Here is a 26364-nt window from a genome sequence, read left to right on the forward strand (position 1 = left end):
GGAACTGTTTTACCCGCTGCTGGGCCAACACTACGCCAATGAGTGACCTCGACGAGGCCTACCAACTCGACTACTTCGACGAGGCCGGATTCCGTCGACAGGAGTGCGCGGAGTGTGGCGACATGTTCTGGTCGCGCGCGGACCGCGACACCTGCGGCGAACCGCCCTGTGCGGAGTACGGCTTCATCGACAACCCCGGGTTCGACGAGGCGTTCACCCTCTCGGAGATGCGCGAGGCGTTCCTGTCTTTCTTCGAGGAGCGCGACCACACCCGCATCGACCCGTACCCGGTGGCGGCCAACCGCTGGCGCGACGATGTCCTGCTGACCCAGGCGTCAATCTACGACTTCCAGCCGCTCGTGACCAGCGGCACGACGCCGCCGCCGGCGAACCCGCTGTGTATCTCTCAGCCCTGCATCCGGATGCAGGACATCGACAACGTGGGCAAGACCGGCCGGCACACGATGGCCTTCGAGATGATGGCCCACCACGCGTTCAACGCCAAGGAGGACATCGAGGACCCCGAGGAGTACGCCTACCAGGGCGAGGTCTACTGGAAGGAGGAGACCGTCGCGTACTGCGTCGAGCTGTTCGAGGAGCTGGGCGCCGACGTGGACGAACTCACGCTCATCGAGGACCCGTGGGTCGGCGGCGGCAACGCCGGGCCGGCCTTCGAGGTCATCTACGAGGGCGCGGAACTGGCGACGCTCGTCTTCATGTCCCTCGAACAGGACCCCGACGGCGAGTACGAGATGAAGGACGGCAACCGCTACTCGGAGATGGACACCTACGTCGTCGACACCGGCTACGGGTTGGAGCGGTGGACGTGGGTCTCGCAGGGCACGCCCACCGTCTACGAGGCCGTCTACCCCGACATGATAGCCTTCCTCAAGGACAACGCCGGGGTCGAACTCACCGACGAGGAGGAGGCCATCGTCCACGACGCCGCGAAGCTCGCGGGCCGGATGGACATCGACGAGGCCGAGGACATCGAGGCCGAACGGGACACCATCGCCGACCACGTCGGCGTCAGCGTCGAGGAGCTGCGCGAGCTGATGGGGCCGCTGGAGGACATCTACGCCATCGCCGACCACTGCCGCACGCTGGCGTACATGCTCGGCGACGGCATCGTCCCCTCGAACGTCGGGACGGGCTACCTCGCGCGGATGGTCCTCCGCCGGACCAAGCGACTGGTCGACGGCGTGGGCGTCGACGCCCCGCTGGACGAACTGGTCGACATGCAGGCCGAGCGATTGGACTACCAGAACCGCGACACCATCCGCGACATCGTCCGCACGGAGGTCGAGAAGTACCGCGAGACGCTCGACAGGGGCGGCCGCCGCGTCCGCCAGCTCGCCGACGAGTACGCCGAGGCGGGCGAGCCCATCCCGACCGAGGAACTGGTCGAACTGTACGACTCCCACGGCATCCAGCCGGACATGGTCGAGGAGATAGCCGACGAGCGCGGCGTCGCCGTCGACGTCCCCGACGACTTCTACTCCGTCGTCGCGGACCGCCACGGCGGCGAGACGGCCGCGACAGAGGAGGCCGGCGTCCCCTACGCGGACCGGCTGACCGAACTGCCCGACACCGACCGGCTCTACTACGAGGACCAGCAGCGCACCGAGTTCGAGGCCGTCGTGCTCGAGGTGTTCGACCGCGACGACGGCCGGTTCGACGTGGTGCTGGACCAGACGATGTTCTACCCCGAAGGGGGTGGCCAGCCGCCGGACCACGGCACCCTCGCGACGGACGACGTGACCGCCGAGGTCGAGGACGTCCAGCGCCACGACGGCGTCGTCCTCCACACCTGCGACACCGACCCCGGCAAGGGCGAGTTCGTCCGCGGGCAGATAGACGCCACCCGCCGCAAACGCCTGATGCAACACCACACGGCGACCCACATCGTCGTCCACAGCGCCCGGCAGGTGCTGGGCGAGCACGTCCGGCAGGCCGGCGCCCAGAAGGGCGTCGACTCCTCGCGCATCGACGTCCGCCACTACGAGTCGGTGACCCGCGAGCAGGTCAAGGAGATAGAGCGATACGCGAACGACCTCGTCCAGGACAACGTCCCGGTCACCCAGCAGTGGCCAGACCGCAACGAGGCCGAGGCGAAACACGGCTTCGACCTGTACCAAGGCGGCATCCCGGCCGGCGAGCAGATCCGCCTGATTCAGGTGGCCGACGACATCCAGGCCTGTGGCGGCACCCACGTCGCCCGCACCGGCGACATCGGTGCCATCAAACTGCTGGGCACCGAGCGCATCCAGGACGGCGTCATCCGCCTGACCTTCGCGGCCGGTGACGCGGCCATCGAGGCGACCCAGCGCACCGAGGACGCCCTCTACGAGGCCGCGGACATCCTCGACGTCGCGCCCGAGGAGGTGCCCGACACCGCGGCCCGGTTCTTCGACGAGTGGAAGGCCCGCGGCAAGGAGATAGAGGACCTCAAGGAGCAACTCGCCGAGGCGCGAGCGTCCGGCGGCGCCGACACCGAGGAGGTGGACGTCGACGGGACCACCGCCGTCGTCCAGCGCATCGACGCCGACATGGACGAGTTGCGCGCCCAGGCCAACGCCCTCGTCGAGAAGGGCCAGATAGCCGTCCTCGGCTCCGGCCGCGACGGCGCGCAGTTCGTCGTCGCCGTCCCCGAGGGCGTCGACGTCGACGCCGGCGAGGTCGTCGGCGAACTCGCCGGCCGCGTCGGCGGCGGCGGCGGCGGTCCCTCGGACTTCGCACAGGGCGGCGGGCCCGACGGCGACGCGCTCGACGACGCGCTCGACGACGCGGCGGAGATCCTCCAGTCCGTCGCGAACGTCTGAGCGGCGGCGTCCGACGCGGTCCGGAGTTAGTACCGGGGCCCACAGGCGGGGAAAGAACGATACCCCTGCCCGCTAGACAGTATCGCATATGCCGTACTGTACGGCCTGCGGGGCCAGCGTCCGGACCGCCGACGCCTTCTGTCCCGAGTGTGGCGCGAAGCGGCACGACCCCGACGGCGGGTCGGGGGCGCCAGACGGACGAACGGAGCGGACGGAGACGGCCGAGTCGGCCCGCGAGCCGGTGGCCGAGGCGTCCGACGAGGCGGACCCGTTCGAGCAGGGACGCCTCTCGTTCGCTCTCTCGTACCCCGCCCGGGACGGTTACGAGCCGTTCCTGCTGGGGAGCATCTTCGCGCTCGTCGGGTCGGTGGTGCCGCTCCTGGCCCTGTTCACGTACGGCTACACGTTCCGGCTGACCGGGGCCGCCGCTGGCGGGCGGCCCGACCCGCCCGAGTTCGACGACTTCGTCGGCCTGTTCGTCGACGGTCTCAGGGCCACCGTCGCCCTCCTCGTCCTCGGCGGCGTGACCGTCGCCGTCGGGGCCTCGGTCGCGGCGCTGGCCGGACAGGTCGGTCTCACCGGCGGGGTCCGCGACCTCGCGGTGGCGCTCGTCGCGCTCGCGGGCCTGTATCTCGCGCCGGCGGTGCTGACCGCCTACGCGGCGACCCGGCGGTTCCCCCGGGCGTTCTCCAGTCGGTATGCCGGGGCCTTCGCCACCTCCACGGGGTATCTGGAGGCGTTCGCTGCGTGGGTCCTCCTCCTGTTCGGGGCGGCGGTGCTGTGGCTGGTGTCGATACTCACGCTGGTGGGGCCGGCGTTCGTCTCGACGTACGCGGGCTACGTCTTCGCGGCGTTCTGGGGTCACCAGTACCGCGAGGCGGCCGACGCGGGTGTCGTCCCCGCCGTCGACCGGGACGCGGCGGAGGGAGCGGCGGCGGACGGGGCAGACGTCCCGCCGACCGCGCGGCCGCCCTGACCCCGACCGAAAGAGCCACCGGCGGGCCGGGCGAACCCCCGCCCGATGCCGACTGCAACGAACCGCGGCGTGTCGCTGCACTACGAGACCGACGGCGACGGGCCGACCGTCGTCTTCGTCGGCGACGTGGGCTACGGCGCGTGGCTCTGGGGCTGGCACTACGACGCGCTGGCCGGCCCCTACGAGACGGTGGTCTGGGACCTGCGCGGCACCGGCGACTCCGACGCACCGGCGGGACCGTACGACGTGGCGACGCTCGCGGCCGACCTCGAGGCCGTCCTCGCCGACCACGGCGTCGGCAGCGCGCACCTCGTCGGCGCCGGCCTCGGCGGGATGATAGCGCTCCGGTACGCCCACGAGTACGCCCGGGCGCGGACGCTGACGCTGTACTGTACGGCGGCCTCGGGCGACGCCGTCGACGCCGACGCGCTCCGGTCGCTCTCGCTCGCCGCCGGCGACGCGGCGTCGCTCGACGGCGCGTTCTCCCCCGCGTTCCGCCGCCAGACCGACCTCGTTGACCGGATCACCGAGTGGCGGCGGGCCGACGACGCGACGGGGGCGGCGTTCGACGCGCAGGCTGCGGCTGCCCTGTCCTTCGAATCTCCGCCGCTGTACGAGGTGACCCAGCCGGCGGAGGTGTACTACGGCGTCGACGACCCCGTGGTCCCCGTCGCGGCGGCCGAGTCGCTCGCGGACGACCTCCCCCGCGGAACCGGCGAGGCCGTCGAGGGACGGCACTGCTGTCACGTCGAACACGCACGGGCGGTCACCGACCGCCTGACGGCATTCCTCGACGAGCACACCGACCACGAGTTTTAACCCGTGCGCTGTCGATTGCGGTAGATATGTCCCCTGCCGACGACGCACCCTCCGACGACGACCCCCCGGCCGACGAGACGCCGGACGAGGGAGCGACCGACCCCGAGGAGCGCGAGCAGACCGACGAGACGACGGACACCGCCTCGATGGCAGAGTACGACCCCGAGACCGGGGCGCGACTCGACGAGTCGACGGGCGGCGCGACCGGGGCGTCCTCGTCGGGCGAGGGCTCGAAGTACTGCCACGCCTGCGGGACCGAGATCGCCGCGGGCGCGGCGTACTGCCCCGACTGTGGCGCCCGACAGAGCGACGTCGAGGCGGGCGAGTCGGGCGACGGCCGCGACGTGGACCGCGTCACGGCGGGCATCTTCGCCATCCTGCTGGGCGGCCTCGGCGTCCACCACTTCTACCTGGGCAACGTCGGGTTGGGGGTCCTCTACCTCTGTTTCTCGTGGACCTTCATCCCGGCGCTCGTCGGCGTCATCGAGGGCATCATCTACCTCACGAAGACCGACGAGGAGTTTCAGCGCCAGTACGGCGGCGACTGAGGCGGCGAGCGTGGACCGCCGTCGCGAACTCCGTCGCGGACTGGCCGCGACGCTCCCGTACCTCCTCTCGCACCACGCCCCCGCGGAGCGGCATCGCTGTCACCGACTCGCCGTCGGTGGGCGGACGCTCCACGTCTGTGCCCGCTGTTCGGGCGTCTACCCCGGCATCGCGCTCGGAGTCGGCGCCTTCCTGCTCGGTGTCGGCCGGGGGGCGTGGCTCCCGGTCGTCGCGCTCGGCCCGCTCCCCGCGCTCCTCGACTGGGCGGCGACGACGTTCGACGAGCGGCGGGGCTCGAACGCCGTCCGGACGGCGACGGGCGGACTGCTCGGCGTGGCGTACGGTCTCGCGCTCCCGTGGGTCCTGACGACGTGGCGGCTCGACCTGCTGGCGGTCGCCGTCGGGTACGGCGCGCTGGCGGGAGTCGGCCTGTGGCTGGCGTCCGAGTGAACGGCAGTTCCTGCCGTGGATGCAGGCATTTTTGGTCGTCCACGCGTTCCCTAGAGTCGATGAGTCTGCGCATCGCCCTGCTGAACGCGGCCCACGACGGCGAGGACAACCGCCGGAACTTCCGGCGGGAAGTCGACGCCGACCTCGTGGAGTACGACGTGACCGAGCGCGAACTGCCCGACACCTTCGCGTTCGACGGCTGTCTGCTCACCGGCTCGCGGGCCTCCGTCTACTGGGACGAGCCGTGGATAGCCGACCTCGAAGCGTGGGTCGGCGAGGCCGTCGACCGGGGGCTGCCGTTCCTGGGCGTCTGTTTCGGGCACCAGTTGCTCGCCCACGCGCTGGGCGGCCGGGTGGAGGCGATGCCGGAGTACGAGATCGGCTACCGGACCGTGGAACACGACGGGGAGAACCCGCTCCTCTCGGGCGTGGACGAGGAGTTCACGGTCTTCACGACCCACTCGGACCACGTCGCCGAGGTGCCGCCGGGCGCTCAACTGTTCGCCGAGAACGACTACGGCGTCCACGGCTTCCGGAAGGGGGACGTGTTCGCGGTGCAGTTCCACCCCGAGTACGACCCCGAGACCGCCGAGGCGGTGACGAAGGGGAAGGACCTCCCCGACGAGCGCATCCAGCGGGTGTTGGACGGCATCACCGAGGCGAACTACCGGGCGGCCTGCGAGGCCAAGCAGGTGTTCGACAACTTCACCGACTACGTGCGGAGCCGGCGGACGGCGGAGGGCGACGCGGCCAGCGTCGCCAGCGACGACTAGCTGCCCAGCCGGGTCAGCAGTTCCTGTTCTGCGACGAGTACGGCGACGGCGACGACGATGATTCCGGCCTGGAGCGGCGAGGAGAGGATCCCCAGACCGACGATGAGCGTCGTCGCGCAGGCCGGCGCGTGCCCGGTGTCGGTGACGAGCATCCCCGCCGTCGTCAGCGCGACGGCGACGACGCCGCTGGCCGCCAGTCGGAAGGTGCCGACGGTGCCCGCGCCCATCGACGCGGTGATGACGACGCCGCCGGCGACGACGTGGTACGCGAGGAGCCCGGCGAGGACGCCGACCGCGTGCCCGCCCAGCACGCGGCGGGCCGACGACTCCGGGGCGGCCGGCCGCGTCGCGAAGAGGTACGCCGTCGGGCCGAGACTGGGGAAGAGGAAGGGGAGGCCGCTGAGCCAGACGACGGCGCCCAGCGCCGACAGCAGCGCCCCCACTCTGATGCCCTGTCGGACCCACACGCGGCGGGTGTACGGTTCGACCACGGTGCCCGAAGGTCCCTGTCGTCGGACAAAACGGTGACGTTCCGCCACAGGCTTTTGTCCCGGTCGGTCGACGGGGACGTATGCGCCTCGTAACGGCCGCTGTCCTGCTGTGTTGCCTCAGCGCCGGGTGTCTCGGGTTCGGGGGCCAGCCGGACGACCCGACCCACGACGTCGAGCTATCGGTGTCGAACGGCGCCGACGAGCCCTACGACGTGACCGCGTCGGTCGTCCCCGACGAACCGACCGGCGTCCGCCTGCAGTACGCCAACGGGACGGTCCGCCAGCGCCCGGTGAGCGCCCTGACCGGCGTCTCGCCGGCCCAGCTGACGAACGTCACCGACGTGCAGCTGGTCGGCGCGAACGTCACCAGCGAGTCGTGGCGCGTGCCGGCCGACAGCGGCATCGGGACGAGTATCGGTGACGTCGCACCGGGCGCGTCGGTGTGGCTCGTCGTCCGGCGGACGACCGGCGAGAGCCGGGTCCGGGCGTGGGCGCAGTTCAGTTGCCGGCCGGGGACGTCGGTCACGCGCGGGGCCGTGACTATCGCCGCCGACGGGACCGTCGCGGTGGCGACGGAGTGTCTGGCTACCGCCGGAGAATCGCGATAGCCAGCGGGACGGCGACGAACAGCGTGACGAGAGCGAACACCGGCGAGAAGGCGGCCACGACGGCGACGAGCGATACGAGGGTGATCAGGGCGACGAGTTTCTGGCCGAGGGAGAGCATCGGCCGGGTCGTCGTCTGGCCGACACCTAAGTCTAGGTGAACCGGCCAGTCCGGGCGTCACACACCGTACAGAACGTCAGGAGCGCGTCGCGGTCGTCGCTCAGCGCGACGCGCTGGGTGGTCCGCTCGCCGCAGTCCTCGCAGTGGCGGACCATCTCGGTCTGGCCGGCGTCCCTCGGGGCGCCCATCGCCAGCGCGACGACGCGTTCCTCGCCGTCGTTGCGGCCGAGCTGCCACTCACCGGGGGCGAAGCGGACGGCTTCACCCGCGTCGACGGTGACGTCGCCCGCCTCCGTCTCGAAGGTGGCGGTGCCCGACTGGACGTAGAACACCTCCTCCTGTTCGGGGTGGCGGTGATAGCCGAGCCCGAACGTCTCACCGGGGTCGAGTTCGTAGTAGTTGAGCGCCAGCGCCGTCGTGTCGAGGGCGTTCGAGAGGGCGCGCTTGACGGTGGCGGGTCCCATCCGGTCGTCGAGGTCGTCGAGACTGACCTGTTCCATGGTCGAGTCTGTGCAGGCGGCGGTAAAACGTTGGTCCGACCGGGCCGGCGACGGGGGAGGGCGACGTCGTCGCCGGCCGACGAGGGCCCCGGTCTACTCCCGGCGGTCGATGTCGAGTTCCTCGTCGAGTTCGTCGAGCCAGTCGGCGTTCTCGAGTTCGGCCATCTGCTCGCGGAAGTGCGTCTTGCAGACCCCGACCTTGACGCCGTCGCTCTCGACGGCGATGTCCGCGTCGCGGTCGCAGTAGTGACACTGCATGAACGGTGATTGGTTCCCGAGGGCATTGAACCCTCGGGTTGTGTGTGCCGTGTGTCAGACGATTTCGGTCCGGACGCGGTGCCACGCGGCCGCGTCCAGTCCCGCGACCCCGAGCGTCTCGTCGTGGGCGTCGCTGCCGCCGGTGGGGACGAGGTCGTAGTACTCGACGGCGTCCGCGACGAGGTCGAGGTCGGCCTCGAAGCCGTACGGGTAGTCGACCTCGACGGCGTCGAGGTGTGCACAGTGGTCCAGCGCGCTCTCGGGGTCGTCGTACCGGCAGGGGTGGGCCAGTCCGACGAGACCGCACGCCTCGGTCAGCAGGGCCACCCCGCGCTCGAAGTCGGGGACCTCGCGGGCGACGAAGCAGGGGCAGTCCGCGCCGATGAGATGCTCGAAGGCGCCCCCGTAGGAGTACTCCGACACCTCGGCGATGGCCCGCGCGATGTGGGGCCGACCCAGCCCCGCGCGCGGTTCGACGGGGAGCGAGACGTCCAGTCGGTCCTCGACGCACTCGATGATGCGCGCGCCGCGCTCGCGGCGGTTCCGCTGGATGCGCTCGCACTCGGCGACGAGCGCGTCGGTCGGGTCCACGCCGTAGCCCAGCAGGTCCAGTCGCTGCCGGTCGGCCTCGACGCGCAGTTCGATGCCGTGGACCACCTCGACGCCGTCGTAGGTGGTGACCGGCCCGTCGAGGTGCGGGTTGACCCGGTCGTGGTCGGTCACCGCGACGGCGTCGAGGCCGGCCGCGCGGGCGGCCGCCGGGACGTCGTCGAACTCGAGCGATCCGTCGGAGTGCGTGGTGTGAACGTGGAGGTCCGCGACGACCATACGGGACCGTACGGCGCCAGCGACAAGCCACTTCCTCTCGAATCGTGGGCCGTGTGAGCGTCTCTCCCGTGTGCCTTAAACGCACTAAGGTATATTAACATTATCAATAGTGAAGGTTTATTATCTACCATGCACTTTTCCGTCGTATGCGAATGATGTCCAACGCGGCAGAGGCGTTCGAAGCGTACGACTACCCCATGACCACCGAGGAACTCATCGAGGCCGAGGGCGACATGACACTGGAGTTGCCCAACGGCACGGAGACGCTGCGTGACGCGCTGAGCCGCTCGGCGCCGGAGACGTTCGAGACGGCCGAAGACGCGCGGCTGACCGCGTACGCCGGCGTCTCCAGCAAGGCCATCGGCCGGAAGGGGTACTCGGACCGCGACCCCATCTGCATGGGCGAGGACGGCCCGGAAGAAGTCTCGTTCTGAGGCCACACCGCCCGCGCGGCCCCCAGCTCAACCTTTTCGCGTGCGCTCACCGCAGAGCGGTCGCGCCGCTCAGAAGCCGAACTCGTCGTCGTCCCGCAGGGCGGGGTCCTGCTGTTCGGCCGCCGTCTGGCCGAACATGTCGTCCTCCATCGACGTCTCGGACTCCTCGGTCGTGGTGTTGTACGCGGAGATGCCGCGCGCGAGGAGGTCCTCGACGGCCTGGTCGCGGTTGAGGAACTCGCCCTGTTCGACGAGGCGCTGGATGTCGGAGTCGACCTGGTCCGGCAACTCGACCTTGATCTTGCTCATACGCGCCGGCTTGTCCGGTCTGGTTTATAATCTTGTTGGGGCCGTGCGCTACCGGTCCAGAAAGTCCGGCCGGTCGACGGCCTCGGTGCTGTCGACGGACTGCCGGTCGAGCAGCTCCGTCGGTTCCAGCGCCTTCGGGAGGCCGTCGCGGCCGCCGGTCGGCGCGTCGTCGGGTTCGACGAACGTCTGCTCGCCCTCGACCAGTTGGGCCCAGACGGCGTCGGCGTCGTCGGCGCCGCCCTCGGCGGCCGCCTTGGCCTCGTTGCGCCCCTCGTCGTACGCGAGTTCGACCATGCTCCGGTGGTACGCCGAGTCCATCTCGGCGTAGATGGCCTCCAGTTCCTCCCGGTTGTACTCGCCGAGGCGTTCCGCGACGCCGATGGCGTAGGCCCGGTCGGTGGCCTCGTCCTTGCCCAGCGTCGCCCAGTCGGCGTCGAACTCGCGCTCGTACCGGCTCATGTGTCGACCTTCGTGTCGGCGTGGACCTGCAGGCCGTGGTCGCTGAAGGATATCTCGCGGATGTCACAGTCGATCGCGGTCCCGCGCATCTTGATGACCTGCACCCCCCGGGTCATGCTCCCGCCCTCGAGGAAGTTGTGGAAGAAGACGACGCCGTGGGCGAGGTAGTGCTCGTCGCTGTAGGAGGAGGGGTCGGTCATCTCGGAGATGAGCAGCGTCGTCGCCTCGGTCTGTTTCAGCGCCGAGAGGAAGCCCGTTATCTCGCTGTCGACGTCGTTCATGAAGTGCTGGAGGAGCATCGTCGAGTCGATGACCACACGCTGGATGTCGTTCTGCTCGATGTAGGCGACCAGTCGGTTGGTCAGGCCGCCGTCGGTGCCGAACTGCGTGATGGTCCGTTTGCCGCTCTCCGTGACGAGGTTGAGGAACTGGACGGCGTCGGACTGCATCGCCCGGTCGAAGCCGAAGTCGTAGCCGGCCATGTCCTGCATCAGTTCGGTCTTCGTCTCGTGCATCGTCACGTAGAGGCAGCTCTCGCCCTCTTTGGCCCCCTGCGTGATGAACTGCGAGCAGAAGGTCGTCTTGCCGCTACCCGGTGGCCCGCTGACGACGTACAGGCGGTCGGTGAGCAACCCCCCTTGTACGAGTTCGTCGAAGCCGGGCACACCGCTGGAGATACGCATACCACCAGCGTGCGCACGTCTGGACATATGTCTTGGTACTCCGTTTTCACCCGTGATAACTCCCTCGGCCGGGTCAGCGCTCGACAGCGCTCGGGTGGTCGTCGGCGAGGTCCAGCAACGTCGCCGTCCCCGACTCGTCGAACCGCATCGGCCGGCGCCACCACGGCCCCTTCCCCGAGTCAGACGAGCGCTCGGTGACCAGCCAGTTCGCGTCCGTCCCGCCGGTCGGTTCAGACAGCGGGACGACCGTCTCGTACAGTCGCGACCCCTCGGGGTCCCCCAGCACGAGGACGCGGGCGTCGAACTCCGCCCGCTTGACGTGGGCGTTCGAGGCGAACACGGCCCGCTCCGCCTCGGGCATCGACCGGTACGCCTCGCCCGTGACGGCGTCCCGGGCCAGCCGGAAGTGGCCGACGAGGAAGGCGCCCCACGACGGCGGCGCCCAGTCGGCGTCGCCGGTGGTCGACAGCGTGGCGTAGAAGAAGAGGTAGTCGCCGGCCGACAGCTCCGAGAGCGGGCCGGCCTTCACCCCGTGTTCGTCACCGTAGGTGTAGCGCTCGCCGCCCGCCTCGGGGAACTCGGGGTCGAAGTGGACCGGTCGGTCGGCGACGCTACTGACGTCCGTCTCCAGGTCGAGGTCGGCGTAGGTCGGCACCGATTCGGCGGTCGGTTTCGACTCGGGAATCGGGATGTACTCGAAGGTCCCGTCCGGATAGCACGGGCCACGAAAGCCGGGTTCGTTGGTGTTGGCCGCGACGTTGATGGCGACGCTCCGCATACACGCTCGTCGCGGCGGGCGAGCAAAGGGCTACCGGAGCGACTCGGTACAGGCGCGGCAGTACCGGACCATCCGGTGGGCCTCGTTGGCCGTGCCGCAGTGGTCACAGCGGACGACGCCCTGCGAGTCGGTCGTCCCCGTCCCGGGCCCGCCGGCCCGGTCGACGCGCCCTTCGGTGGTCTCGGGAGAGGGGTCGCTCCGCCGGAAGTACCGGTAGAGCAGGACCTGCAACAGGCCGAACCCGACGACGTACGCGGCGAGCCACACCCAGGTTTCCATGGGCGTACTCCGCCGAACTGCTACTTCGGTGTTCGGGCCGCAGTTTCAGGAGTGATACTGGCGGACCGGTCGGGTCCGGCGTCGGAGCTCAGCGGTCCGGCGGCGTGAGGTCCCGCTGGAACTCGTCGAAGGGTCTGAAGTCCTCGGGGAGGTCGTAGTCGAGTCGCCGCTCCTCGCGGCGGTCGACGTTCGCGCCCTCCAGCGGGTCGGCCACCGACTCCCAGCCGTCCTTGACGGCGATGGATTTGGCCGGCGTGCCCGCGGCGATGTGGTGGGCGGGGATGTCCGACCCGGCGATGGATTTGGCGGCGAGGATGGCGTTCTCGCCGACGCGGACGCCGGCCCGGACCATCGAGTCGTAGGTCAGGCGCACGTCGTCCTCGATTATCGTGTGGTAGTTGTCGACGTGGGTCTGGTCGACGACGTCGTGGTCGTGGCTGTAGATGTGCGAGTCGTCGGAGATAGAGACCCGGTCGCCGATGGTGAGTTTCCCGCGGTCGTCCAGGTGGACGTCGTCGTGGACGACGACGTTGTCGCCGATCTCGATGTTGTGGCCGTAGGTGAAGGAGATGCCCTTGAAGAAGCGGCAGTTCTCCCCGCAGGAGTCGAAGAGGTGGTCGGCCAGCATCCGCCGGAAGCGGAGCGCGAACTCGACGTTGTCGGCCATCGGCGTCGCGTCGAACTGCCGCCAGAGCCACTGGAGGTGTTTCGAGCGCTTGAACCGCTCCTCGTCCTTCTCGGCGTAGTACTCGCTCTCCAGCGTGGTGTTACACGGGTCGTACCCCTGCAGACGGACCCGTTCGGCCGGGGAGACGTCCTCCCCGGACTGCCAGCGTTCGTACGCGTCCCGGTCCCCGTGGAGGTCGACGAGGACGTCCGTGACCACGTCGCAGGTGTCCTCGTCGCCCGAGAGCCGTTCGTCGACTTCCTCGATGAACGCTCTGAGCCCCTCCTCGGCGAGCGGTGGTAGCGACACGTGGCGCTTGGTCATGTCCCGTACGTCGCCGTCGGGAAAGATATGGGTTTCCGTTACGCGCCCGATAGCCGGTGACATCCGTGTCACCACCACGTCGTCGCCCGGTCCGGGAGCCAACAGTATAAACCGGCGCCGGCCGACACCCCGGCATGGTCAGGTCGGACTTCATCATGGAGGTACGCGGCTACTTCGTCAACCCGGCGGAGCGACGGTTGCGTACGCCGTGGCGCCTCGTCGTCTGGGCGTTCCTCGCGGGGTTCGGCGGTATCGTGGTCAGCGCCGTCGGCGGGACGCTCCCGCTCCCGGCCGGGGACGGCGTCGTCGCGGCGCTGTACGGGATGGCGCGGCAAGTGGGGCTCGTCGTCGCCGCGCTGGCGGTGGCGCTCGGGCTGGGCTATCTGCTCGACCGACGGACGCTCGCCGACTACGGTCTGGCCCCCGACCGGCAGTGGTGGCGCGACGCCGGGTTCGGCCTCGCACTGGGGTTCGCCCTGCCGACCCTGGCCCTCCTCGCGTTGGTCGCGGTCGGGTACACCGCCGTCACCGGCGTCCTGCCCACCAGCCCCAGCGACACGTTCACGTTCGGGTCGACCGGGGCGCTGGTCCGACTCGCCCTGCTGGTCCCGTTCTTCCTGGTCCAGGCCTCCGCCGAGGAGGTCCTCGTCCGCGGGTACCTACTGACGAACCTCGCGGAGGGGCTGGCGGGCACGCTCGGGAAGTGGCGCTCGGTGGTCGTCGCCACCGTGAGCACGGGCGCGCTGTTCGGCGCGCTCCACTTCGCCAACCCGAGCGCCTCGCTGCTCAGTACCGCGAACATCACCCTGTACGGTATCCTGCTGGGCGCGTGCTACGTCCTCACCGGCCGCCTGGCCATCGCCTGTGGCTTCCACGTCGCGTGGAACTACACCCTCTCGCTGTGGAACTTCCCGGTCAGCGGCCTCGACACCGGCGCGGCGCTGCTCGGGACCGAGTCGACCGGGCCGGCGCTCGTGACCGGCGGGTCGTTCGGTATCGAGGGCGGCCTCGTCGCGCTCCCCCTGCTGGTCGTCGGGACGGCCGCGCTGGCGTGGTGGGTCCGCCGCGAGTACGGTGCCGTCGAGGTACTGGAGGACGTCGCCACGCCCGACCTCCGGATACGGAGGCGCTCGATAGACGGCTGACTCGGGTGTCGCTGGTGAACCACGACGGATAAGTGCGGAGACACCCAAGACGGTACCATGAAGTACGATACCCTCGGGAACTCGGGCGTCGAGGTCTCGGAAGTCGGGTTCGGCGCGTGGGTCGTCGGTACGGACTGGTGGGGCGACCGCACGCGCGAGGACGCCGTCGAGATGGTCCAGCACGCCGTCGACCAGGGCGTCACGTTCGTCGACACCGGCGACGTCTACGGCCACGGCGACAGCGAGGAACTCGTCGGCGAGGCGCTGGCCGAGGTCCGCGACGAGGTCACCGTCTCCACGAAGGTCGGCTACGACTTCTACAACAACCCCCAGGCCGGCCACGGCGAACTGCCGAAGAAGGTCACGCCGGAGTGGGTCCGCACCGCGCTCGACCGCTCGCTCGACCGGCTGGACATGGACCACGTCGAGGTGCTGATGCTCCACAACGCCAACGTCGACGAGGTGGACGCGGACGTCCTCGAGACGCTCGACGAACTCCGCGAGGAGGGGAAGGTCGAGGCCATCGGCTGGGCGCTCGGCCCCTCCATCGGCTGGCTGGCAGAGGGCGACGCCGCCGTCGCAGAGGAGTTCGACGTCCTCCAGACGGTGTTCAACCTCTTCGAGCAGACGCCGGGTCGGCACTTCGTCGACACCATCCGGGAACAGGACGCCGACACGTCTATCGTCGCCCGGGTGCCCCACTCCTCGGGCCTGCTGAACGAGCAGGTCACGCCCGAGACGGAACTGGGCGAGGGCGACCACCGCGCGCACCGCCCGACGGAGTGGTACGAGACCGGGTGGGAGAAGGTCGAGTCCATCCGCTTCCTCGAACGCGACGGCGAGCGCACGATGGGACAGGCCGCCATCCAGTGGCTCCTCGCCCACGACGAGGTCGCCTCCGTGACGCCGACGTTCCGGACCACCGAGGACATCGACGAGTGGGCCGCCGCGCCCGACACCCCGCCGCTCAGCGACGAGGAGTTCCAGCGCGTGCAGGACCTCTACGCCGACAACTTCGGTATCGACCGCGACGACGGGATGGACGCCCTGCGCTCCTCGGTCGGCGGCGAGGACCTCGAAGACACCGGCATGAAGTCGGCCGGCGACTGAACCCCCGCCGCTCCCCGTCGAACCCGACGACCGCGTTCTCGGACGGCCGCCGACCCCGAGTGGACGTCCCAGAATCTCCAGTCGAGGGCGGAGCCCCCGGTCACGGGTGGAACCGGCCCGCCGTCGTGTGGTTTTCTCCCACAACCCCCCTGTTTCGACAGGAGATGTACAGCCCTCTGGCGATTCGGCGCCACCCGATTCACTTTCACTCCGGTGCGTCTGACGCCCGACAGACGCCGGATGGGAGCGGGTTCGAGGTGAAACGAGGGGGTTCGGGCCACGGGGGCGTCTCACACGCTCGCACCCCATCGGTCGGCGGTCGCGGCGCTGGTCGGTACCGGACGCGAAAAGGGGACTGCGGGGTCGAACCGGGCCGGCGGCCTACTCGTTCATCAGGCCGCCTTCCTCGACGCGCATGACGCCCTCGCCGTCGGGCAGGTTCGGCGCGTCGACGAGCTTGACGATGCGCTTGTCGCCCTTGGACTTCCGGAGGTAGATACGGAAGGTGGAGGTGTGGCCGAGGATGTTCCCGCCGATTGGCTGGGTCGGGTCGCCGAAGAACGAGTCGGGGTTGGAGGCGACCTGGTTCGTGACGACGACGGCGGTGTTGTTCAGGTCGCCGACGCGCATCAGGTCGTGGAGGTGCTTGTTGAGCTTCTGCTGGCGTTCGGCGAGCTCCCCGCGGCCGACGTACTCCGCGCGGAAGTGCGCGGTCAGCGAGTCGACGGCGAGCAGGCGGACCGGGAACTCCTCCTCCTGGGTCTCGCTGGCTATCTCCTGGGCCTTCTCGGCGAGCAAGATCTGGTGGTTGGAGTTGAACGCCTTCGCGACGTGGATCTTGTCGAGGACCGACTCGACGAGGGCGTCGAGCATCGCCTCGTCGGTGGCGTCGGCCTCGCCCTCCTCGGCGACGCCGTGGAGCACCATCGTGTCCTCCAGCACCTCGTCCGCCTGACCTTTGACCATCTGGTCGATACGCTCGGGGCGGAAGGTGTCCTCCGAGTCGATGAAGATGGCGCTGCCCTCCAGCCCGCCGTGTTCGGCGGGGAGCTGGACGTTGACGGCGAGCTGGTGGGTGACCTGGGACTTGCCGGCCCCGAACTCGCCGTACACCTCGGTGATGGACTGGGTCTCGACGCCGCCGCCCAGCAGGTCGTCGACCTCGTCGACGCCCCACGAGAGCTTCCCGATCTGCTCGCGGCGTTCCAGCACCGTCGCGCCGGTCTCGAACCCGCCGATGTCGGCGGCGTCGCGGGCGGCGTTGATGATGTCGGCGGCCGACGACTCGCCGATGTCGGCCGTGTTCGACAGCTCGCCGGGGGAGGCGACGGCGATTCCCTGGTAGGAGTCGAAACCGTTCTCTTTGAGCTTCTCTGCTGTGGCCGGACCGACGCCCGGCAGGTCTTCGAGGTCCTCGCTTGCGGACATGGATACGACTTTTGCCCGGTGGCATATAAACCCCCGTTAACAGCGTGGTGAAAGTGAAACAGACGGACGGCGGCGGGACGATGGCGGGCGGTATCGGGACGTTTAGAAGGGAAGGGGCAGAGCCGACCGACAGCGGCGCGGCGAGGTCGGTGTCAGAGGCGCCCGCTGCCGATGTACACCAGCGCGAGTCCGCCGACGACGATGAGCGCGCCGGCCTGCAGCCCGGACAGCGAGAGCGTGCCCTGCCCGAACTCGCCGGCGAGCAGGAGCGCGAGCGCGGTCGCGGACAGGAACGGGCGTCCGGCGAGCGTCTCGACGAACGCCCGCGCCGACCAGTAGAGGCCGTCGAGCGTCGAGCGGACGACGGTCGTCGGGGAGCGGTTCCCGTCCGGGTTCTCCGCCGGCTCGAAGTCCGAGAGTGCGTCCGTGGGAACGGATACGACCTCACCCGTGTGCCGTCGGCGACCGTCGACGTCGCCCACGCGCAGGAGCGTCACGTCGTCCGCGCTCGCGCCGACGACGCGGTAGACGCCGTCGGGGTAGTCGGCCCCGCTCGGCCGGTAGTGGTCGTAGACGGCGGGGGTGTCGGCCACGCGCTACTCCCACGGGTGGTCCCCGGCGCGGTCGGGCCACAGCGGGTACCAGAACTCCTTGTCGCTCTCGACGGTGAGCTCGCCGTCGAGGTTGCTCTCCAGCTTGAACTCCGCCGTGGTGTTGCGCTCGTGGTCGCGGTCGGGGTCGGGCGCGAACGGGTAGTACGCCCCGCGGCGGAAGGAGTACACCCAGTAGACGGGGTCGCCGGTGCGCTCGTCCTCGAAGCCGAAGAGGGCGGCCAGTAGCCGCGACCCGTAACGCCGCTCGATGAGCGTGTCGGCGGCGAAGTGGATGGACGTCACCAGGTCCTCGAAGTCGTCGTCGTGGAGGACCACCCACTGGTAGCCGTGGGCGTCCTCGGTGAACTCCGCGACGGTGCCCGTCTCGGCCTCGCCGGCCTCGAGGATGGTCTCGACCTCGTCTGTGGCGTCCTGGAAGTCCGTGCTGTCGACGTCACCGAAGCAGAGGGCGGCGTCGCCGGTGGGTTCGTAGCCGAGCTCGGCCGCCATCGTCACGTAGGCCGTCGACATCCCGAAGAGGTCCTCCGGGTCGGCGTCGCGGGTGGCGTCGGCCTCGGCCTTCACGCCGAGGACGCTCTTGAGTCCGTCCAGCAGTCCCATACCCGTACGTGGTCGGCGGGGGATAAGGCGGTTTTCGTGCGGGGAACGACGAACGACGGCACTGACGACTCGGTCGTGTACAGCCAGAGATTCCCACCGTGTGGAACGCCCACTCGGGAGGGGCTTTCTGGCTGTGAAACATCGGTAAAACCGCGGGGAACCCACCGATACCGGTTCTTCAGACGCCCTCTAGTTCGCGTTCCATGTCCCGGAGCCGGTCGATTCGCTTCTCGGTCTGGGGGTGGGTGCTGAACAGGCGGCCGATCCAGCCGATGCGGATGGGGACGATGAAGAACGCGTTCATCTCCGACTGGCCGCGCAGGTCCTCTTTGGGTACCTTGTCCATGCCGCCGTCTATCTTCATCAGCGCCGACGCCAGCGCCGAGGGCTTGCCGGTGATGACCGCGCCGCCGCGGTCGGCGGCGAACTCCCGGTAGCGCGAGAGCGCCCGGATGAGGAGGAACGAGACGATCCACACCACGAGCGAGGCGAGGATGGCGACGAACACCGGGGCCTGTTGCTGGCCGCCGCGGTCGCGGCCGCCGGTGAACAGCCACCCCCACCGGACGATGAGGAACGCGATGGTCGAGAGGAACGAGGCGATGGTCATCACCATCACGTCGCGGTTCTTGACGTGGGCGAGTTCGTGGGCGACGACCCCCTCCAGTTCCTCGTCGTCGAGCATGCGCATGAGGCCGGTCGTCACGCAGACGGCCGCGTTCTTCTGGGACCGGCCGGTCGCGAAGGCGTTGGGGGTCCGGGAGTCGGCGACGGCGACCTTCGGCTTGGGGAGGTCGGCCTGCTGGGAGAGGCGGTCGACCATCCGGTGGAGGTCGGGGTACTCGTCGGGTTCGACCTCGCGGGCGCCCATCGAGTACAGCGCCAGTTTGTCGCTGAAGAAGAACTGCGCGCCCATGAACAGCGCCATCACCAGCACGATGGCGGCGAAGTTCGCGAAGTACAGACTGAGGAGGCCGATGAAGACGATGTACAGCCCGAACAGCAGGAACATCGTCAGGGCCATCCGACCGCGGAGCCCCCAGTCGGTTTGCCACTGCATACCCCGAGGTACGCGGCCGACGGTCTAAAACCCCGCTATCGTGTGCCCCGCTGGCACGCGGCGACCGACGCCGCCGTGTGCCGGTGTCCCCACGCATTTGTGCGAGCGGCCGTAACGACGGCCATGACCGAGACAGTCGTCGTCACCGGCGGCCGCGGCCGCTCCGGGCGCTGGATATGCGACCACCTCGCGGGCGAGTACCACGTCGTCTGCGTCGACCTCGACCACCCGGGCTGGGAAGTGCCCGAACGCGAGCACGTCGAGTTCAAGGCCGTCGACGTCACCGACGGGGCGGAGGTCCGCGACCTCCTCGCCGAGTACGACCCCGAGTCAGTCGTCCACTGGGCGGCGATTCCAGCCCCCGAACGGCACGCCGGGACCCGCGTCTTCGACACCAACGTCGCCGGCGCGTACAACGTGCTGGACGCCGCGGGCCGGGCCGGCGCCGACGTCGTCTGGGCCTCCTCGGAGAGCGCGTACGGCCTCGCGTTCGCCGAGGAGACGCCCCTGCCAGCGTACCTCCCCATCGACGAGGCCCACCCGATGGCCCCCGAGGACCCCTACGGCACCTCGAAGGTGGCCGGCGAGGAGATAGCGAAGATGGTCGTCCGGCGCGACGGCATCGACGTCGCCTCGGTCCGCCCCTCGTGGATCCAGTACCCCGGCGGGTACGCCTGCCGGGACGTCGCCGAGGGCGACCTCGCCGGCGGGGCGGGCAACTGCTGGTCGTACGTCGACGTGCGTGACGTGGCCTCGCTCGTCTGCGCGGCGCTCTCCGCCGACCTCGGCGGGCACGAGGCGTTCCACGCGGCCGCCGCCGACAACTACGTCGGCCGGCCGACCGCCGAACTGGTCGAAGAGCACTGGGGCGAACGCCCCGAGCAGTGCGAACTGGACGGCGAGCAGTCGGCGCTCTCGACGGCGAAGGCCCAGGGCCTGCTGGAGTGGGAACCGACCCACTCGTGGCGCGAGGCCGCGGACGCCGACATCTCCGAACCGAATCTGCTCGGGGAGTGAGCCGCCGGCGCGGAACGCAATACGTAACCGCCTGAGTCCAGTATCCGGGGACAATGAGCCGGTCTGGAGCCTTCTGCCCGCGCTGTGGCGACGAGATGGCGGAGCCACCCGAGGACCGCCCCGACCTCCCGGGCGCCCAGCGGGACTCCGAGCGCGTGCTGTGTGACGCCTGCTACTTCGAGGAGTTCGACCTCGTGGACGCCCCGGAGAAGATACAGGTCCGCGTCTGCTCGCAGTGTGGCGCGGTCCACAAGGGGAACCGCTGGGTCGACGTCGGCGCCGAGGACTACACGGACATCGCCGTCGAGCAGGTCAGCGAGGCGCTGGGCGTCCACGTCGACGCCCAGTCCATCGCGTGGCAGGTCGCCCCCGAACAGGTCGACCAGAACAACATCCGGATGCACGCCGAGTTCTCCGGCGTCGTCCGCGAGACGCCCGTCACCGAGGAGGTGGTCGTCCCCGTCGCCATCTCCCGGCAGACCTGCGAGCGCTGCGGGAAGATAGCCGGCGGCTCCTTCGCCAGCGTCGTGCAGGTCCGGGCCGACGAGCGCGACCCGACGGACGAGGAGATAGCGCGGGCGAAGACCATCGCCGAGGAGTACATCGCCGACCGGGAGGAGACCGGCGACCGCAACGCCTTCATCACCGAGAAGAAGGAGGTCCCGGAGGGGCTGAACATGAAGATATCGACGAACCAGATGGGGCTGGGCATCGCGAAGCGCATCACTGCCCAGTTGGGTGGCTCGTACTCCGACTCGAAGCGCCTCATCACCGAGGACGAGGACGGCCAGAAGCTCTACCGGATGACCTACGCCGTCCGCCTGCCCCGCTACCAGCAGGGCGAGATAATCGACCCCGAGGACGGCGACGGCCCCGTCCTCGTCCGCTCGGTGCAGGGCAACCTGAAGGGCGTCCGGCTGGCCACGGGCGAGCACTACGAGGCCAGTTTCGAGGAGGGCGAAGCCCCCGACGGGGAACGGCTGGGCTTCCGCGAGGACGGCCAGACGACGACGCTCGTCGCCGTCGAGGACGCGAACGCCGTGCAGGTGCTCGACCCCGACACCTTCGAGAGCGTGACGATTCCGCGGCCCGACTATCTGGACACCGACGCCGACGAACTGACCGTGTTCAAGAGCGCCGCCGGCCTACACGCCCTGCCCGAGAACGGGACCGGCGACGATGCCTGACGGCGACGCCGACCGCGACCAGCGCCTCGCCGTCGTCGTGGGGAAACCGCGGGCCCAGACCGTCATCGACGCGCTGACCGACGAGGGCGTCTACGACGCCGACCGGAGCGTCCGCTCGTGGGACAGCGACAGCGTCGCCGTGCCCGTGACCGCACCGCCCGAGTCCGTCGACGTCCGGGAGGTCGTCCAGCAGGTCGGCGAACCGCGGCTCCGGACCCTCGAGGACCACCTGCGCCAGCGCGGGTGGACCGACGAGGAACTGGCCGCAGCGCCGTCCTCGTGGGCCGTCGTCGGGAGCGTCGTCCTCGTGGACGTGGGCGACGCGCCCCGGCCCGAGGAGGTCGGGCAGGCGTTGCTCGCCCTCCACGGCGAGGCCGACACGGTGCTGGCCCGGGGCGGCATCTCGGGCGCCCACCGCGAACCGGACGTGCGCGTACTGGCCGGCGAGGGCGACACCGAGACGGTCCACACCGAACACGGCACCCGGTACGGACTGGACCTCGCCGAGGTCATGTTCTCGCCGGGCAACAAGGCCGAGCGGGCGCGGATGGGCGACGCCGTCGAGGCCGACGAGCGCGTCCTCGACATGTTCGCGGGCATCGGCTACTTCACGCTCCCGATGGCCAGAGCGGGTGCGAACGTCACCGCCGTCGAGCGCAACCCGACGGCGTTCCGCTATCTGGTCGAGAACGTGATGCGCAACGGCGTCGACGACCGGGTCCAGCCGTACCGGGCGGACTGCCGGGACGTGGTGCCGGAGTTCGCGAGGGAGGCCCGCGCCGACCGCGTAGTGATGGGGTACTACGAGGCGTGGGAGTACCTCGACAGCGCACTCGAAGCGCTGGCCTCCGGCGGCGTCCTGCACCTCCACGAGGCCACGCCCGAGGCGCTGGTCTTCGAGCGACCCATCGAGCGATTGGCGGAGGCCGCGGCCGACGCCGGGCGCTCGGTCGAGGTTCTGGACACCCGGCGCGTGAAGGGCTACAGCGAGGGCGTCGCGCACGTCGTCGTGGACGCCCGCGTCGAGTAGCCGACCACAAACTATTCACCAACCGTCCGACAGATGCGGGTATGCGACGCCGCCAGTTCCTCGCTGCCGTCGCCGTCGGCGCGACCCTCCCCCTCGCCGGCTGTTCGGACCCCCGCGGGTCCATCCGCCTGACGGACGTGCGCGACGACGACGCGCTCGCCGACCGCTGGGCACAGTCCGCCACCGACCTCCCCGACCCGTACCGCGAGCTCGTCGCCGGTGCCGTCGAGGGCGACGCCGACCGCGCGACGGTGACCGACACGCACCCGCCCTTCGAACCCGGCGCCCCCGTGGAGTACGAGGGGTCGTACTACGCGGTCACCTACGCGGAGACCGACGTGCGCACCGAGACGCAGTACACCGTCGAGGCGACGGCGAACCCCGACCCGCCGCCCGAGCGGACCGTCGCGTTCCTGGACCTCCCGTCGGTCGACCAGGAGCGGCTCGTCGACCTGCTGGACCCCGAACGGGGCTGGGACGACGGGGAGACGGTCGGGGCGGCGGTCCGGTACACGGACGCCGCGGAGCAGTCGTCCGTGGTCGTCCCCGACCCCGAGTACGACGGCATCACCCGGGGCGAGACGTTCGGCATCGCCGTCCCCGACAGCCGCGAGGTCGAGGTCTCGGACTACCGGTACGGCGCCGAGGTCCTGGCCGAGGACGCCGCGGGCCTCGCGGCGCTGGCCCGCGAGCGCTTCCGGTTCCCGCTCGCGGACCTGCCCGCCGACCAGCGGGCCATCCTCGACGAGGCGAAGGGGGCCGAGGTCGAGTCCGACGACCCGCCCTCCGAGGCGTTCACGGCGCTCGTCGAGCGGTTTCGGTCACGCGGTGACGCGGCCGTCGCGGTGACCGAGTACGACGGGACGTGGCTCGTCCGCTACGACGGTGGCGACTGGTGGGCCGAGGTCCGGTATCCGGCGGAGATGCAGGGCTAGAACAGCGGTTCGAGGTCCCCGTCGGTGACCGACAGCAGGTCCGCGAGCTTCGTCTCCGAGCTGTCGCTCAGGGCGCGCATCGACTGCTGGGTCTCGATGGCGATGCCCTGGAGTTCCTTGACCCGCGGCACGTCGCTGACTCCCGAGAGGACCACCGCGGCGGCCACCTCGTCGGCGTCCGGGACCGGGAAGTCCCCGCCCCGGACCTCCATCGTCCCCGTCGCCTCCTCCAGCCAGTTGCGGGCCTTCTCGACGCCCTGCCGGCTCAGCAGCTCCGGCGGCCCGGCGACGACGACGAGGGCCCGCTCGGCGCTCGTTATCTCGCAGGGCAGGGAGAGGCGGCCCAGCGTGGCCTGCCGGACCGTCGAGAGGATGCGCGGCGTCGCGTCGGTGGCGTCGGCGGCCTTCTTGCCGCCGAAGAACCCCCGCTTGCGCTCGACCGGCGAGGACGCGTAGCCGAACGAGGAGACCCCGCCGCAGGCGAGCGTGTTGATTATCTCGCTGGCGTCGACTACCTGCTCGGGGACCACGCGGCCGTCGGTCTCGCCGGCGGCGAGGAGCACGCCGAAGCGGCGCGCGAGCTGCTCGTTGGCCCGCGCGAACCCGCTGGCGAGACTGTCCCCGGCGCCGCTCATCGTCTCGTTGTCGTAGACGACGAGGTTGTCCACCTCGCGGACGAAGGTCATGAACGACCGGGCGGCGTTGAGCATGTAGATGCCGCCCTCGTCCTTCGCGGGGAGCAGCCCCAGCCCGTAGACCGGTTCCTCGTACCGCCGGCCGAGTTCCTTCGCGAGGTACGGCGCGACGCCGGACCCGGTGCCGCCGCCGAGGCCGGCGACGAGCATGAACGCGTCCACCTCGTGGGTCGGGACGTCGGCGACGGCGTCCAGCACCTCCTCGCTGTCGGCCTGCGCGATCTCGGCGCCCAGTTCGTTGTCGGCGCCGACGCCGTGCCCTTTCACGCGGTCGGTCCCGATGAGGAGACGGTTGCCGACCGGGACCCGCTGGAGCCCCAGCAGGTCCGCCTTGGCGGTGTTGACCGCCAGTGCGTCGACGACGACGTCGCTGTCCGTCCGGTCGGCGTACTCGAGGAAGGCGTCGGTGACCTTGCCACCAGCCTGACCGACCCCGATGAGTGCGAGGCGCATGCCTGATTGTACGGTAGGGTCGTCTTAACAGTATGCCCGCCGCCGTGGCCCGTCGTAACGCCTAATTAGCCGTCAATCGAACGGGGTGCATGGACAGACAACAGGTGATGGCGGTCTTCCTGGCCTTCCTGATGGTCGGGTCGGCCGTCGTCTACGGGCTCGCGTTCGCGTTCTTCTAGTCCCACACGTCCGAGAGGGGGTGACTGCCCCCGCCCGACCGCGAGCGCGAGCGGTCGTGTCGGCGTCTCGCGCTCGCGCTGACGCCCGAGAGCGCCCGGTCCGGCGCGAAGTCTGGCAGGTCCGGGTCGGACATCCGCACCACCTGTTCGTCGAACCAGTCGGGCATGTCGTGGCGGGCGCGTTCGAACAGGTCGAGGAGCGACGTGTCGGCGAGGTACGTCGCGCCGTAGTCGTCGGGCGCCCGCACGACGCGCCCGCAGGCCTGTATCACCGTTCTGAGCGCCGTCCGGTAGTACCAGCCCCACTGGCCGTCCTCCAGTCGCCGGGCGACCCGCGAGTCCCGCGTGTTCGGATACGGGGCCTTACAGAGGACCTGCCAGCGACAGAGGTCGCCCTCCAGGTCCAGCGCCTCCTCCATCTTCACCGAGAGGAACACGTCGGGGTTGTCGCTGCGCTTCCACGCCGACAGCGCGCCGTCCCGGTCTTCCTTGTCGTGGCTCCGGACCCGCGGGCCGACGCCGAAGTCGGTCAGCAGGTCGTCCAGCTGCTCTTGTATCGCGTAGGAGTGACAGTGAATCAGGCCCTTCTCGTCGGGGTGCTGGGCCATGATGCGGACGATCTGCCGGGCCACCTTCGGCAGGGTGTCGTCGCGGTGGTCGTAGGTCATCTTCCCCTGCGTGACGTCGTACAGCGGTCGGTTCTCGACGGGGAACGTGTGGCCCACCTCCACGAGGGCGACGTCGTCGGGGTCCAGCCCGACGTTGGCGCAGAAGGCGTCCTTGTTCAGAATCGTCGCCGAGAGGAGGGCGAAGCGGTTGCCCCGGTCCCAGACGGTGTGTTGCAGGTACCGCTCGGGGTTCATCGGCTTGATGGTGACCGGCGCGCCCTCCCCGTCCGGTTGGTCGACCACCCACGTCGTCGCGCTCTCCGGGTCGCGGTAGTCCTCCTGGAACCACGAGAGGTCGCTCCGGAGCGTGTTCAGCGAGTCCCGTTCGGCCACCTCGTCGGGGGTGAGTTCGGCGTTGCCCCGCAGCTCCTTCACGCGGCGCTCGGTGAGGTGTTCGAGGCGCTGGGCGAAGGCGACGGCGTCGTCCAGTCCGTCGAGGGCCGGCACGTCGAGGTCGCCCCACATCGGGATGGTCTCCGGCGAGAGGTCGATGGTCGCGTACATCTCCGCCCACTCGCCCAGTCCGTGGGCCTCGTCGACGACGACCACGTCGCGCTTGCCGAACACGTCGCTGCCGGCCGTCTGCATGAAGTACGCGAGCGTCATGGCCGCGATACGCCGGTTGGAGGCGATGGCGCGGTCCGAGAAGTACGGACAGCGGTGTTTCACCTGACAGTCGAACTCCCGTTCGCGCACGCAGGGGGCCTGGTTGACCGGCGTGTCCGTCTCGCCGGGGAGGATGCAGTCGTAGTTGTTCTTCCCCCGGATGACACAGAGGTCCTCTAAGAGGGCGTCCTCGGCCACGTCGTCGAGCTGGGACACCTGCGGGGTCGTGTAGTAGGCGTCGACCACCTGTTCGGCGGCCGCCTCCCCCGCGGTGCGGGCACACCCCGCGATGGCGCGGGCGAGCAGCGACTTGCCGCTCCCCGTCGGCGCACGCACGAGGACGACGTCCTTCCCGCTCTCGAAGGCCGCGCGGACGTCAGAGAGGGCCCGCTTCTGGTTACCGCGGTAGCTCGGGGCGGGGAACTCGTCGTGAATCCGCGCCGGGTACACGCGAGAAGGCAACGCGCCGGTGGGGGTAAACCTTTCCTGTCAGGTGCCGGCGGCGTCGGGCGGCG

At 70.0% G+C, this 26364-nt stretch carries 31 protein-coding genes; 14 read left to right on the plus strand and 17 right to left on the minus strand.

All coding sequences use genetic code 11. From position 1 onward, the window contains the following. The first annotated feature begins 38 nt into the window (after positions 1–38). From alaS to ACV7GQ_RS15555, 6 genes are all read left to right on the plus strand, one after another. A complete protein-coding gene (alaS, locus tag ACV7GQ_RS15530) occupies positions 39–2822 on the plus strand; it encodes an alanine--tRNA ligase (protein WP_470311119.1) in 2784 nt (927 codons plus the stop codon). A gap of 88 nt (positions 2823–2910) precedes the next feature. Continuing rightward, the gene (locus ACV7GQ_RS15535; RefSeq protein ID WP_470311120.1) at positions 2911–3798 is read left to right on the plus strand and encodes a DUF4013 domain-containing protein; all 888 of its coding nucleotides are present in this window, start codon (positions 2911–2913) and stop codon (positions 3796–3798) included. Between the two features lie 45 nt (positions 3799–3843). Beyond that, a complete protein-coding gene (locus ACV7GQ_RS15540) occupies positions 3844–4617 on the plus strand; it encodes an alpha/beta fold hydrolase (RefSeq protein WP_470311121.1) in 774 nt (257 codons plus the stop codon). A gap of 26 nt (positions 4618–4643) precedes the next feature. Further along, on the plus strand, positions 4644–5165 hold the full coding sequence (locus tag ACV7GQ_RS15545) for a zinc-ribbon domain and TM2 domain-containing protein (protein ID WP_470311122.1): 522 nt from the start codon (positions 4644–4646) through the stop codon (positions 5163–5165). A 10-nt stretch (positions 5166–5175) separates the two neighbouring features. Continuing rightward, the gene (locus ACV7GQ_RS15550; RefSeq protein ID WP_470311123.1) at positions 5176–5613 is read left to right on the plus strand and encodes a DUF2085 domain-containing protein; all 438 of its coding nucleotides are present in this window, start codon (positions 5176–5178) and stop codon (positions 5611–5613) included. Between the two features lie 59 nt (positions 5614–5672). Further along, a complete protein-coding gene (locus ACV7GQ_RS15555; protein WP_470311124.1) occupies positions 5673–6386 on the plus strand; it encodes a type 1 glutamine amidotransferase in 714 nt (237 codons plus the stop codon). On the opposite strand, the gene ACV7GQ_RS15560 is transcribed toward ACV7GQ_RS15555, so the two are convergent. Beyond that, the gene (locus ACV7GQ_RS15560) at positions 6383–6877 is read right to left on the minus strand and encodes an HPP family protein (protein WP_470311125.1); all 495 of its coding nucleotides are present in this window, start codon (positions 6875–6877) and stop codon (positions 6383–6385) included. The two genes, ACV7GQ_RS15555 and ACV7GQ_RS15560, sit on opposite strands and share 4 nt — an antisense overlap. 80 nt (positions 6878–6957) lie before the next feature. On the opposite strand from ACV7GQ_RS15560, the gene ACV7GQ_RS15565 reads away from it, so the two are divergent. Then, positions 6958–7485: a hypothetical protein gene (locus tag ACV7GQ_RS15565; RefSeq protein ID WP_470311126.1), complete on the plus strand. Its 528-nt coding sequence runs from the start codon at positions 6958–6960 to the stop codon at positions 7483–7485. On the opposite strand, the gene ACV7GQ_RS15570 is transcribed toward ACV7GQ_RS15565, so the two are convergent. The 4 genes from ACV7GQ_RS15570 to ACV7GQ_RS15585 all read right to left on the minus strand — a co-directional run bounded on the left by ACV7GQ_RS15570 (position 7463) and on the right by ACV7GQ_RS15585 (position 9189). Then, the gene (locus tag ACV7GQ_RS15570; RefSeq protein WP_470311127.1) at positions 7463–7603 is read right to left on the minus strand and encodes a hypothetical protein; all 141 of its coding nucleotides are present in this window, start codon (positions 7601–7603) and stop codon (positions 7463–7465) included. The genes ACV7GQ_RS15565 and ACV7GQ_RS15570 overlap by 23 nt on opposite strands. Before the next feature lie 32 nt (positions 7604–7635). Next, positions 7636–8103: a cupin domain-containing protein gene (locus tag ACV7GQ_RS15575; protein WP_470311128.1), complete on the minus strand. Its 468-nt coding sequence runs from the start codon at positions 8101–8103 to the stop codon at positions 7636–7638. Positions 8104–8196: 93 nt separating this feature from the next. Then, entirely contained in the window at positions 8197–8361 is a 165-nt protein-coding gene (locus tag ACV7GQ_RS15580) for a DUF6757 family protein (RefSeq protein ID WP_166967712.1), read from the minus strand. A gap of 54 nt (positions 8362–8415) precedes the next feature. Beyond that, positions 8416–9189 (minus strand): PHP domain-containing protein, encoded by a 774-nt coding sequence (locus ACV7GQ_RS15585; RefSeq protein ID WP_470311129.1) that lies wholly within the window; start codon positions 9187–9189, stop codon positions 8416–8418. Between the two features lie 146 nt (positions 9190–9335). On the opposite strand from ACV7GQ_RS15585, the gene ACV7GQ_RS15590 reads away from it, so the two are divergent. Continuing rightward, a complete protein-coding gene (locus ACV7GQ_RS15590; RefSeq protein ID WP_166967708.1) occupies positions 9336–9623 on the plus strand; it encodes a DUF5789 family protein in 288 nt (95 codons plus the stop codon). Positions 9624–9692: 69 nt separating this feature from the next. On the opposite strand, the gene ACV7GQ_RS15595 is transcribed toward ACV7GQ_RS15590, so the two are convergent. From ACV7GQ_RS15595 to ACV7GQ_RS15620, 6 genes are all read right to left on the minus strand, one after another. Continuing rightward, the gene (locus tag ACV7GQ_RS15595; protein ID WP_470311130.1) at positions 9693–9932 is read right to left on the minus strand and encodes a DUF7120 family protein; all 240 of its coding nucleotides are present in this window, start codon (positions 9930–9932) and stop codon (positions 9693–9695) included. A 48-nt stretch (positions 9933–9980) separates the two neighbouring features. After that, positions 9981–10391 carry a DUF8057 family protein gene (locus tag ACV7GQ_RS15600; protein WP_470311131.1) on the minus strand — a complete coding sequence of 137 codons (411 nt, stop codon included), beginning with the start codon at positions 10389–10391 and terminating at the stop codon, positions 9981–9983. Continuing rightward, positions 10388–11074, minus strand: coding sequence for an RAD55 family ATPase (locus ACV7GQ_RS15605; protein ID WP_470311132.1), 687 nt, complete (start codon positions 11072–11074; stop codon positions 10388–10390). Before ACV7GQ_RS15605 ends, ACV7GQ_RS15600 begins: the two co-directional genes overlap by 4 nt. 73 nt (positions 11075–11147) lie before the next feature. After that, entirely contained in the window at positions 11148–11852 is a 705-nt protein-coding gene (locus tag ACV7GQ_RS15610) for an Nmad3 family putative nucleotide modification protein (protein ID WP_470311133.1), read from the minus strand. A gap of 30 nt (positions 11853–11882) precedes the next feature. Beyond that, a complete protein-coding gene (locus ACV7GQ_RS15615; protein WP_470311134.1) occupies positions 11883–12131 on the minus strand; it encodes a DUF7577 domain-containing protein in 249 nt (82 codons plus the stop codon). 88 nt (positions 12132–12219) lie between these two features. Beyond that, positions 12220–13122: an acyltransferase gene (locus ACV7GQ_RS15620; RefSeq protein WP_470311135.1), complete on the minus strand. Its 903-nt coding sequence runs from the start codon at positions 13120–13122 to the stop codon at positions 12220–12222. Between the two features lie 134 nt (positions 13123–13256). Between ACV7GQ_RS15620 and ACV7GQ_RS15625 the strand changes: the two genes are divergently transcribed. After that, positions 13257–14267, plus strand: coding sequence for a lysostaphin resistance A-like protein (locus ACV7GQ_RS15625; RefSeq protein ID WP_470311136.1), 1011 nt, complete (start codon positions 13257–13259; stop codon positions 14265–14267). Positions 14268–14324: 57 nt separating this feature from the next. Then, positions 14325–15377 carry an aldo/keto reductase gene (locus ACV7GQ_RS15630; protein WP_470311137.1) on the plus strand — a complete coding sequence of 351 codons (1053 nt, stop codon included), beginning with the start codon at positions 14325–14327 and terminating at the stop codon, positions 15375–15377. A 381-nt stretch (positions 15378–15758) separates the two neighbouring features. Here the strand turns inward: ACV7GQ_RS15630 and radA are convergent, their stop codons facing one another. From radA to htpX, 4 genes are all read right to left on the minus strand, one after another. Beyond that, positions 15759–16805 (minus strand): DNA repair and recombination protein RadA, encoded by a 1047-nt coding sequence (gene radA / locus ACV7GQ_RS15635; RefSeq protein WP_470311138.1) that lies wholly within the window; start codon positions 16803–16805, stop codon positions 15759–15761. Between the two features lie 152 nt (positions 16806–16957). Further along, positions 16958–17398, minus strand: a complete 441-nt coding sequence (locus tag ACV7GQ_RS15640) for a hypothetical protein (protein ID WP_470311139.1) — start codon at positions 17396–17398, stop codon at positions 16958–16960. Positions 17399–17401: 3 nt separating this feature from the next. Continuing rightward, positions 17402–18019, minus strand: a complete 618-nt coding sequence (gene pspAB, locus ACV7GQ_RS15645) for a PspA-associated protein PspAB (protein WP_470311140.1) — start codon at positions 18017–18019, stop codon at positions 17402–17404. A gap of 178 nt (positions 18020–18197) precedes the next feature. After that, complete coding sequence (gene htpX, locus ACV7GQ_RS15650; RefSeq protein ID WP_470311141.1) at positions 18198–19079, minus strand: zinc metalloprotease HtpX; 882 nt, start codon at positions 19077–19079, stop codon at positions 18198–18200. A gap of 123 nt (positions 19080–19202) precedes the next feature. Between htpX and ACV7GQ_RS15655 the strand changes: the two genes are divergently transcribed. Genes ACV7GQ_RS15655 through ACV7GQ_RS15670 form a run of 4 tightly spaced genes read left to right on the plus strand, consistent with a single transcriptional unit; the run spans position 19203 to position 23248 of the window. After that, the gene (locus ACV7GQ_RS15655; RefSeq protein ID WP_470311142.1) at positions 19203–20096 is read left to right on the plus strand and encodes an NAD-dependent epimerase/dehydratase family protein; all 894 of its coding nucleotides are present in this window, start codon (positions 19203–19205) and stop codon (positions 20094–20096) included. Between the two features lie 53 nt (positions 20097–20149). After that, a complete protein-coding gene (locus tag ACV7GQ_RS15660; protein WP_470311143.1) occupies positions 20150–21283 on the plus strand; it encodes a 60S ribosomal export protein NMD3 in 1134 nt (377 codons plus the stop codon). Then, a complete protein-coding gene (locus ACV7GQ_RS15665; protein ID WP_470311144.1) occupies positions 21276–22313 on the plus strand; it encodes a class I SAM-dependent methyltransferase in 1038 nt (345 codons plus the stop codon). The genes ACV7GQ_RS15660 and ACV7GQ_RS15665 overlap by 8 nt, the downstream gene beginning before the upstream one ends. A gap of 41 nt (positions 22314–22354) precedes the next feature. After that, positions 22355–23248, plus strand: a complete 894-nt coding sequence (locus tag ACV7GQ_RS15670) for a hypothetical protein (RefSeq protein ID WP_470311145.1) — start codon at positions 22355–22357, stop codon at positions 23246–23248. Here ACV7GQ_RS15670 and ACV7GQ_RS15675 read toward each other — a convergent pair. Together ACV7GQ_RS15675 and ACV7GQ_RS15680 are read right to left on the minus strand one after the other, a co-directional pair. Next, a complete protein-coding gene (locus ACV7GQ_RS15675; protein ID WP_470311146.1) occupies positions 23245–24396 on the minus strand; it encodes a tubulin/FtsZ family protein in 1152 nt (383 codons plus the stop codon). The genes ACV7GQ_RS15670 and ACV7GQ_RS15675 overlap by 4 nt on opposite strands. A gap of 175 nt (positions 24397–24571) precedes the next feature. Then, positions 24572–26299, minus strand: a complete 1728-nt coding sequence (locus ACV7GQ_RS15680) for a helicase C-terminal domain-containing protein (protein ID WP_470311147.1) — start codon at positions 26297–26299, stop codon at positions 24572–24574. Between the last annotated feature and the right edge of the window lie 65 nt (positions 26300–26364).

The sequence above is a fragment of the Haloarcula sp. MBLA0163 genome (assembly GCF_055632435.1).

Excerpts from the sequence above, each read along its gene's own strand:
- pspAB (WP_470311140.1), bottom strand. The coding sequence starts at position 18,019 with ATGGGACTGCTGGACGGACTCAAGAGCGTCCTCGGCGTGAAGGCCGAG.
- ACV7GQ_RS15585 (WP_470311129.1), bottom strand. The coding sequence starts at position 9,189 with ATGGTCGTCGCGGACCTCCACGTTCACACCACGCACTCCGACGGATCG.
- ACV7GQ_RS15545 (WP_470311122.1), top strand. The coding sequence starts at position 4,644 with ATGTCCCCTGCCGACGACGCACCCTCCGACGACGACCCCCCGGCCGAC.
- ACV7GQ_RS15565 (WP_470311126.1), top strand. The coding sequence starts at position 6,958 with ATGCGCCTCGTAACGGCCGCTGTCCTGCTGTGTTGCCTCAGCGCCGGG.
- ACV7GQ_RS15660 (WP_470311143.1), top strand. The coding sequence starts at position 20,150 with ATGAGCCGGTCTGGAGCCTTCTGCCCGCGCTGTGGCGACGAGATGGCG.
- ACV7GQ_RS15580 (WP_166967712.1), bottom strand. The coding sequence starts at position 8,361 with ATGCAGTGTCACTACTGCGACCGCGACGCGGACATCGCCGTCGAGAGC.
- ACV7GQ_RS15625 (WP_470311136.1), top strand. The coding sequence starts at position 13,257 with ATGGTCAGGTCGGACTTCATCATGGAGGTACGCGGCTACTTCGTCAAC.
- ACV7GQ_RS15570 (WP_470311127.1), bottom strand. The coding sequence starts at position 7,603 with ATGCTCTCCCTCGGCCAGAAACTCGTCGCCCTGATCACCCTCGTATCG.
- ACV7GQ_RS15630 (WP_470311137.1), top strand. The coding sequence starts at position 14,325 with ATGAAGTACGATACCCTCGGGAACTCGGGCGTCGAGGTCTCGGAAGTC.
- ACV7GQ_RS15575 (WP_470311128.1), bottom strand. The coding sequence starts at position 8,103 with ATGGAACAGGTCAGTCTCGACGACCTCGACGACCGGATGGGACCCGCC.
- ACV7GQ_RS15675 (WP_470311146.1), bottom strand. The coding sequence starts at position 24,396 with ATGCGCCTCGCACTCATCGGGGTCGGTCAGGCTGGTGGCAAGGTCACC.
- htpX (WP_470311141.1), bottom strand. The coding sequence starts at position 19,079 with ATGCAGTGGCAAACCGACTGGGGGCTCCGCGGTCGGATGGCCCTGACG.
- ACV7GQ_RS15590 (WP_166967708.1), top strand. The coding sequence starts at position 9,336 with ATGCGAATGATGTCCAACGCGGCAGAGGCGTTCGAAGCGTACGACTAC.
- radA (WP_470311138.1), bottom strand. The coding sequence starts at position 16,805 with ATGTCCGCAAGCGAGGACCTCGAAGACCTGCCGGGCGTCGGTCCGGCC.
- ACV7GQ_RS15595 (WP_470311130.1), bottom strand. The coding sequence starts at position 9,932 with ATGAGCAAGATCAAGGTCGAGTTGCCGGACCAGGTCGACTCCGACATC.
- ACV7GQ_RS15615 (WP_470311134.1), bottom strand. The coding sequence starts at position 12,131 with ATGGAAACCTGGGTGTGGCTCGCCGCGTACGTCGTCGGGTTCGGCCTG.
- ACV7GQ_RS15555 (WP_470311124.1), top strand. The coding sequence starts at position 5,673 with ATGAGTCTGCGCATCGCCCTGCTGAACGCGGCCCACGACGGCGAGGAC.
- ACV7GQ_RS15655 (WP_470311142.1), top strand. The coding sequence starts at position 19,203 with ATGACCGAGACAGTCGTCGTCACCGGCGGCCGCGGCCGCTCCGGGCGC.
- alaS (WP_470311119.1), top strand. The coding sequence starts at position 39 with ATGAGTGACCTCGACGAGGCCTACCAACTCGACTACTTCGACGAGGCC.
- ACV7GQ_RS15535 (WP_470311120.1), top strand. The coding sequence starts at position 2,911 with ATGCCGTACTGTACGGCCTGCGGGGCCAGCGTCCGGACCGCCGACGCC.
- ACV7GQ_RS15610 (WP_470311133.1), bottom strand. The coding sequence starts at position 11,852 with ATGCGGAGCGTCGCCATCAACGTCGCGGCCAACACCAACGAACCCGGC.
- ACV7GQ_RS15665 (WP_470311144.1), top strand. The coding sequence starts at position 21,276 with ATGCCTGACGGCGACGCCGACCGCGACCAGCGCCTCGCCGTCGTCGTG.
- ACV7GQ_RS15600 (WP_470311131.1), bottom strand. The coding sequence starts at position 10,391 with ATGAGCCGGTACGAGCGCGAGTTCGACGCCGACTGGGCGACGCTGGGC.
- ACV7GQ_RS15605 (WP_470311132.1), bottom strand. The coding sequence starts at position 11,074 with ATGCGTATCTCCAGCGGTGTGCCCGGCTTCGACGAACTCGTACAAGGG.
- ACV7GQ_RS15620 (WP_470311135.1), bottom strand. The coding sequence starts at position 13,122 with ATGACCAAGCGCCACGTGTCGCTACCACCGCTCGCCGAGGAGGGGCTC.
- ACV7GQ_RS15540 (WP_470311121.1), top strand. The coding sequence starts at position 3,844 with ATGCCGACTGCAACGAACCGCGGCGTGTCGCTGCACTACGAGACCGAC.
- ACV7GQ_RS15670 (WP_470311145.1), top strand. The coding sequence starts at position 22,355 with ATGCGACGCCGCCAGTTCCTCGCTGCCGTCGCCGTCGGCGCGACCCTC.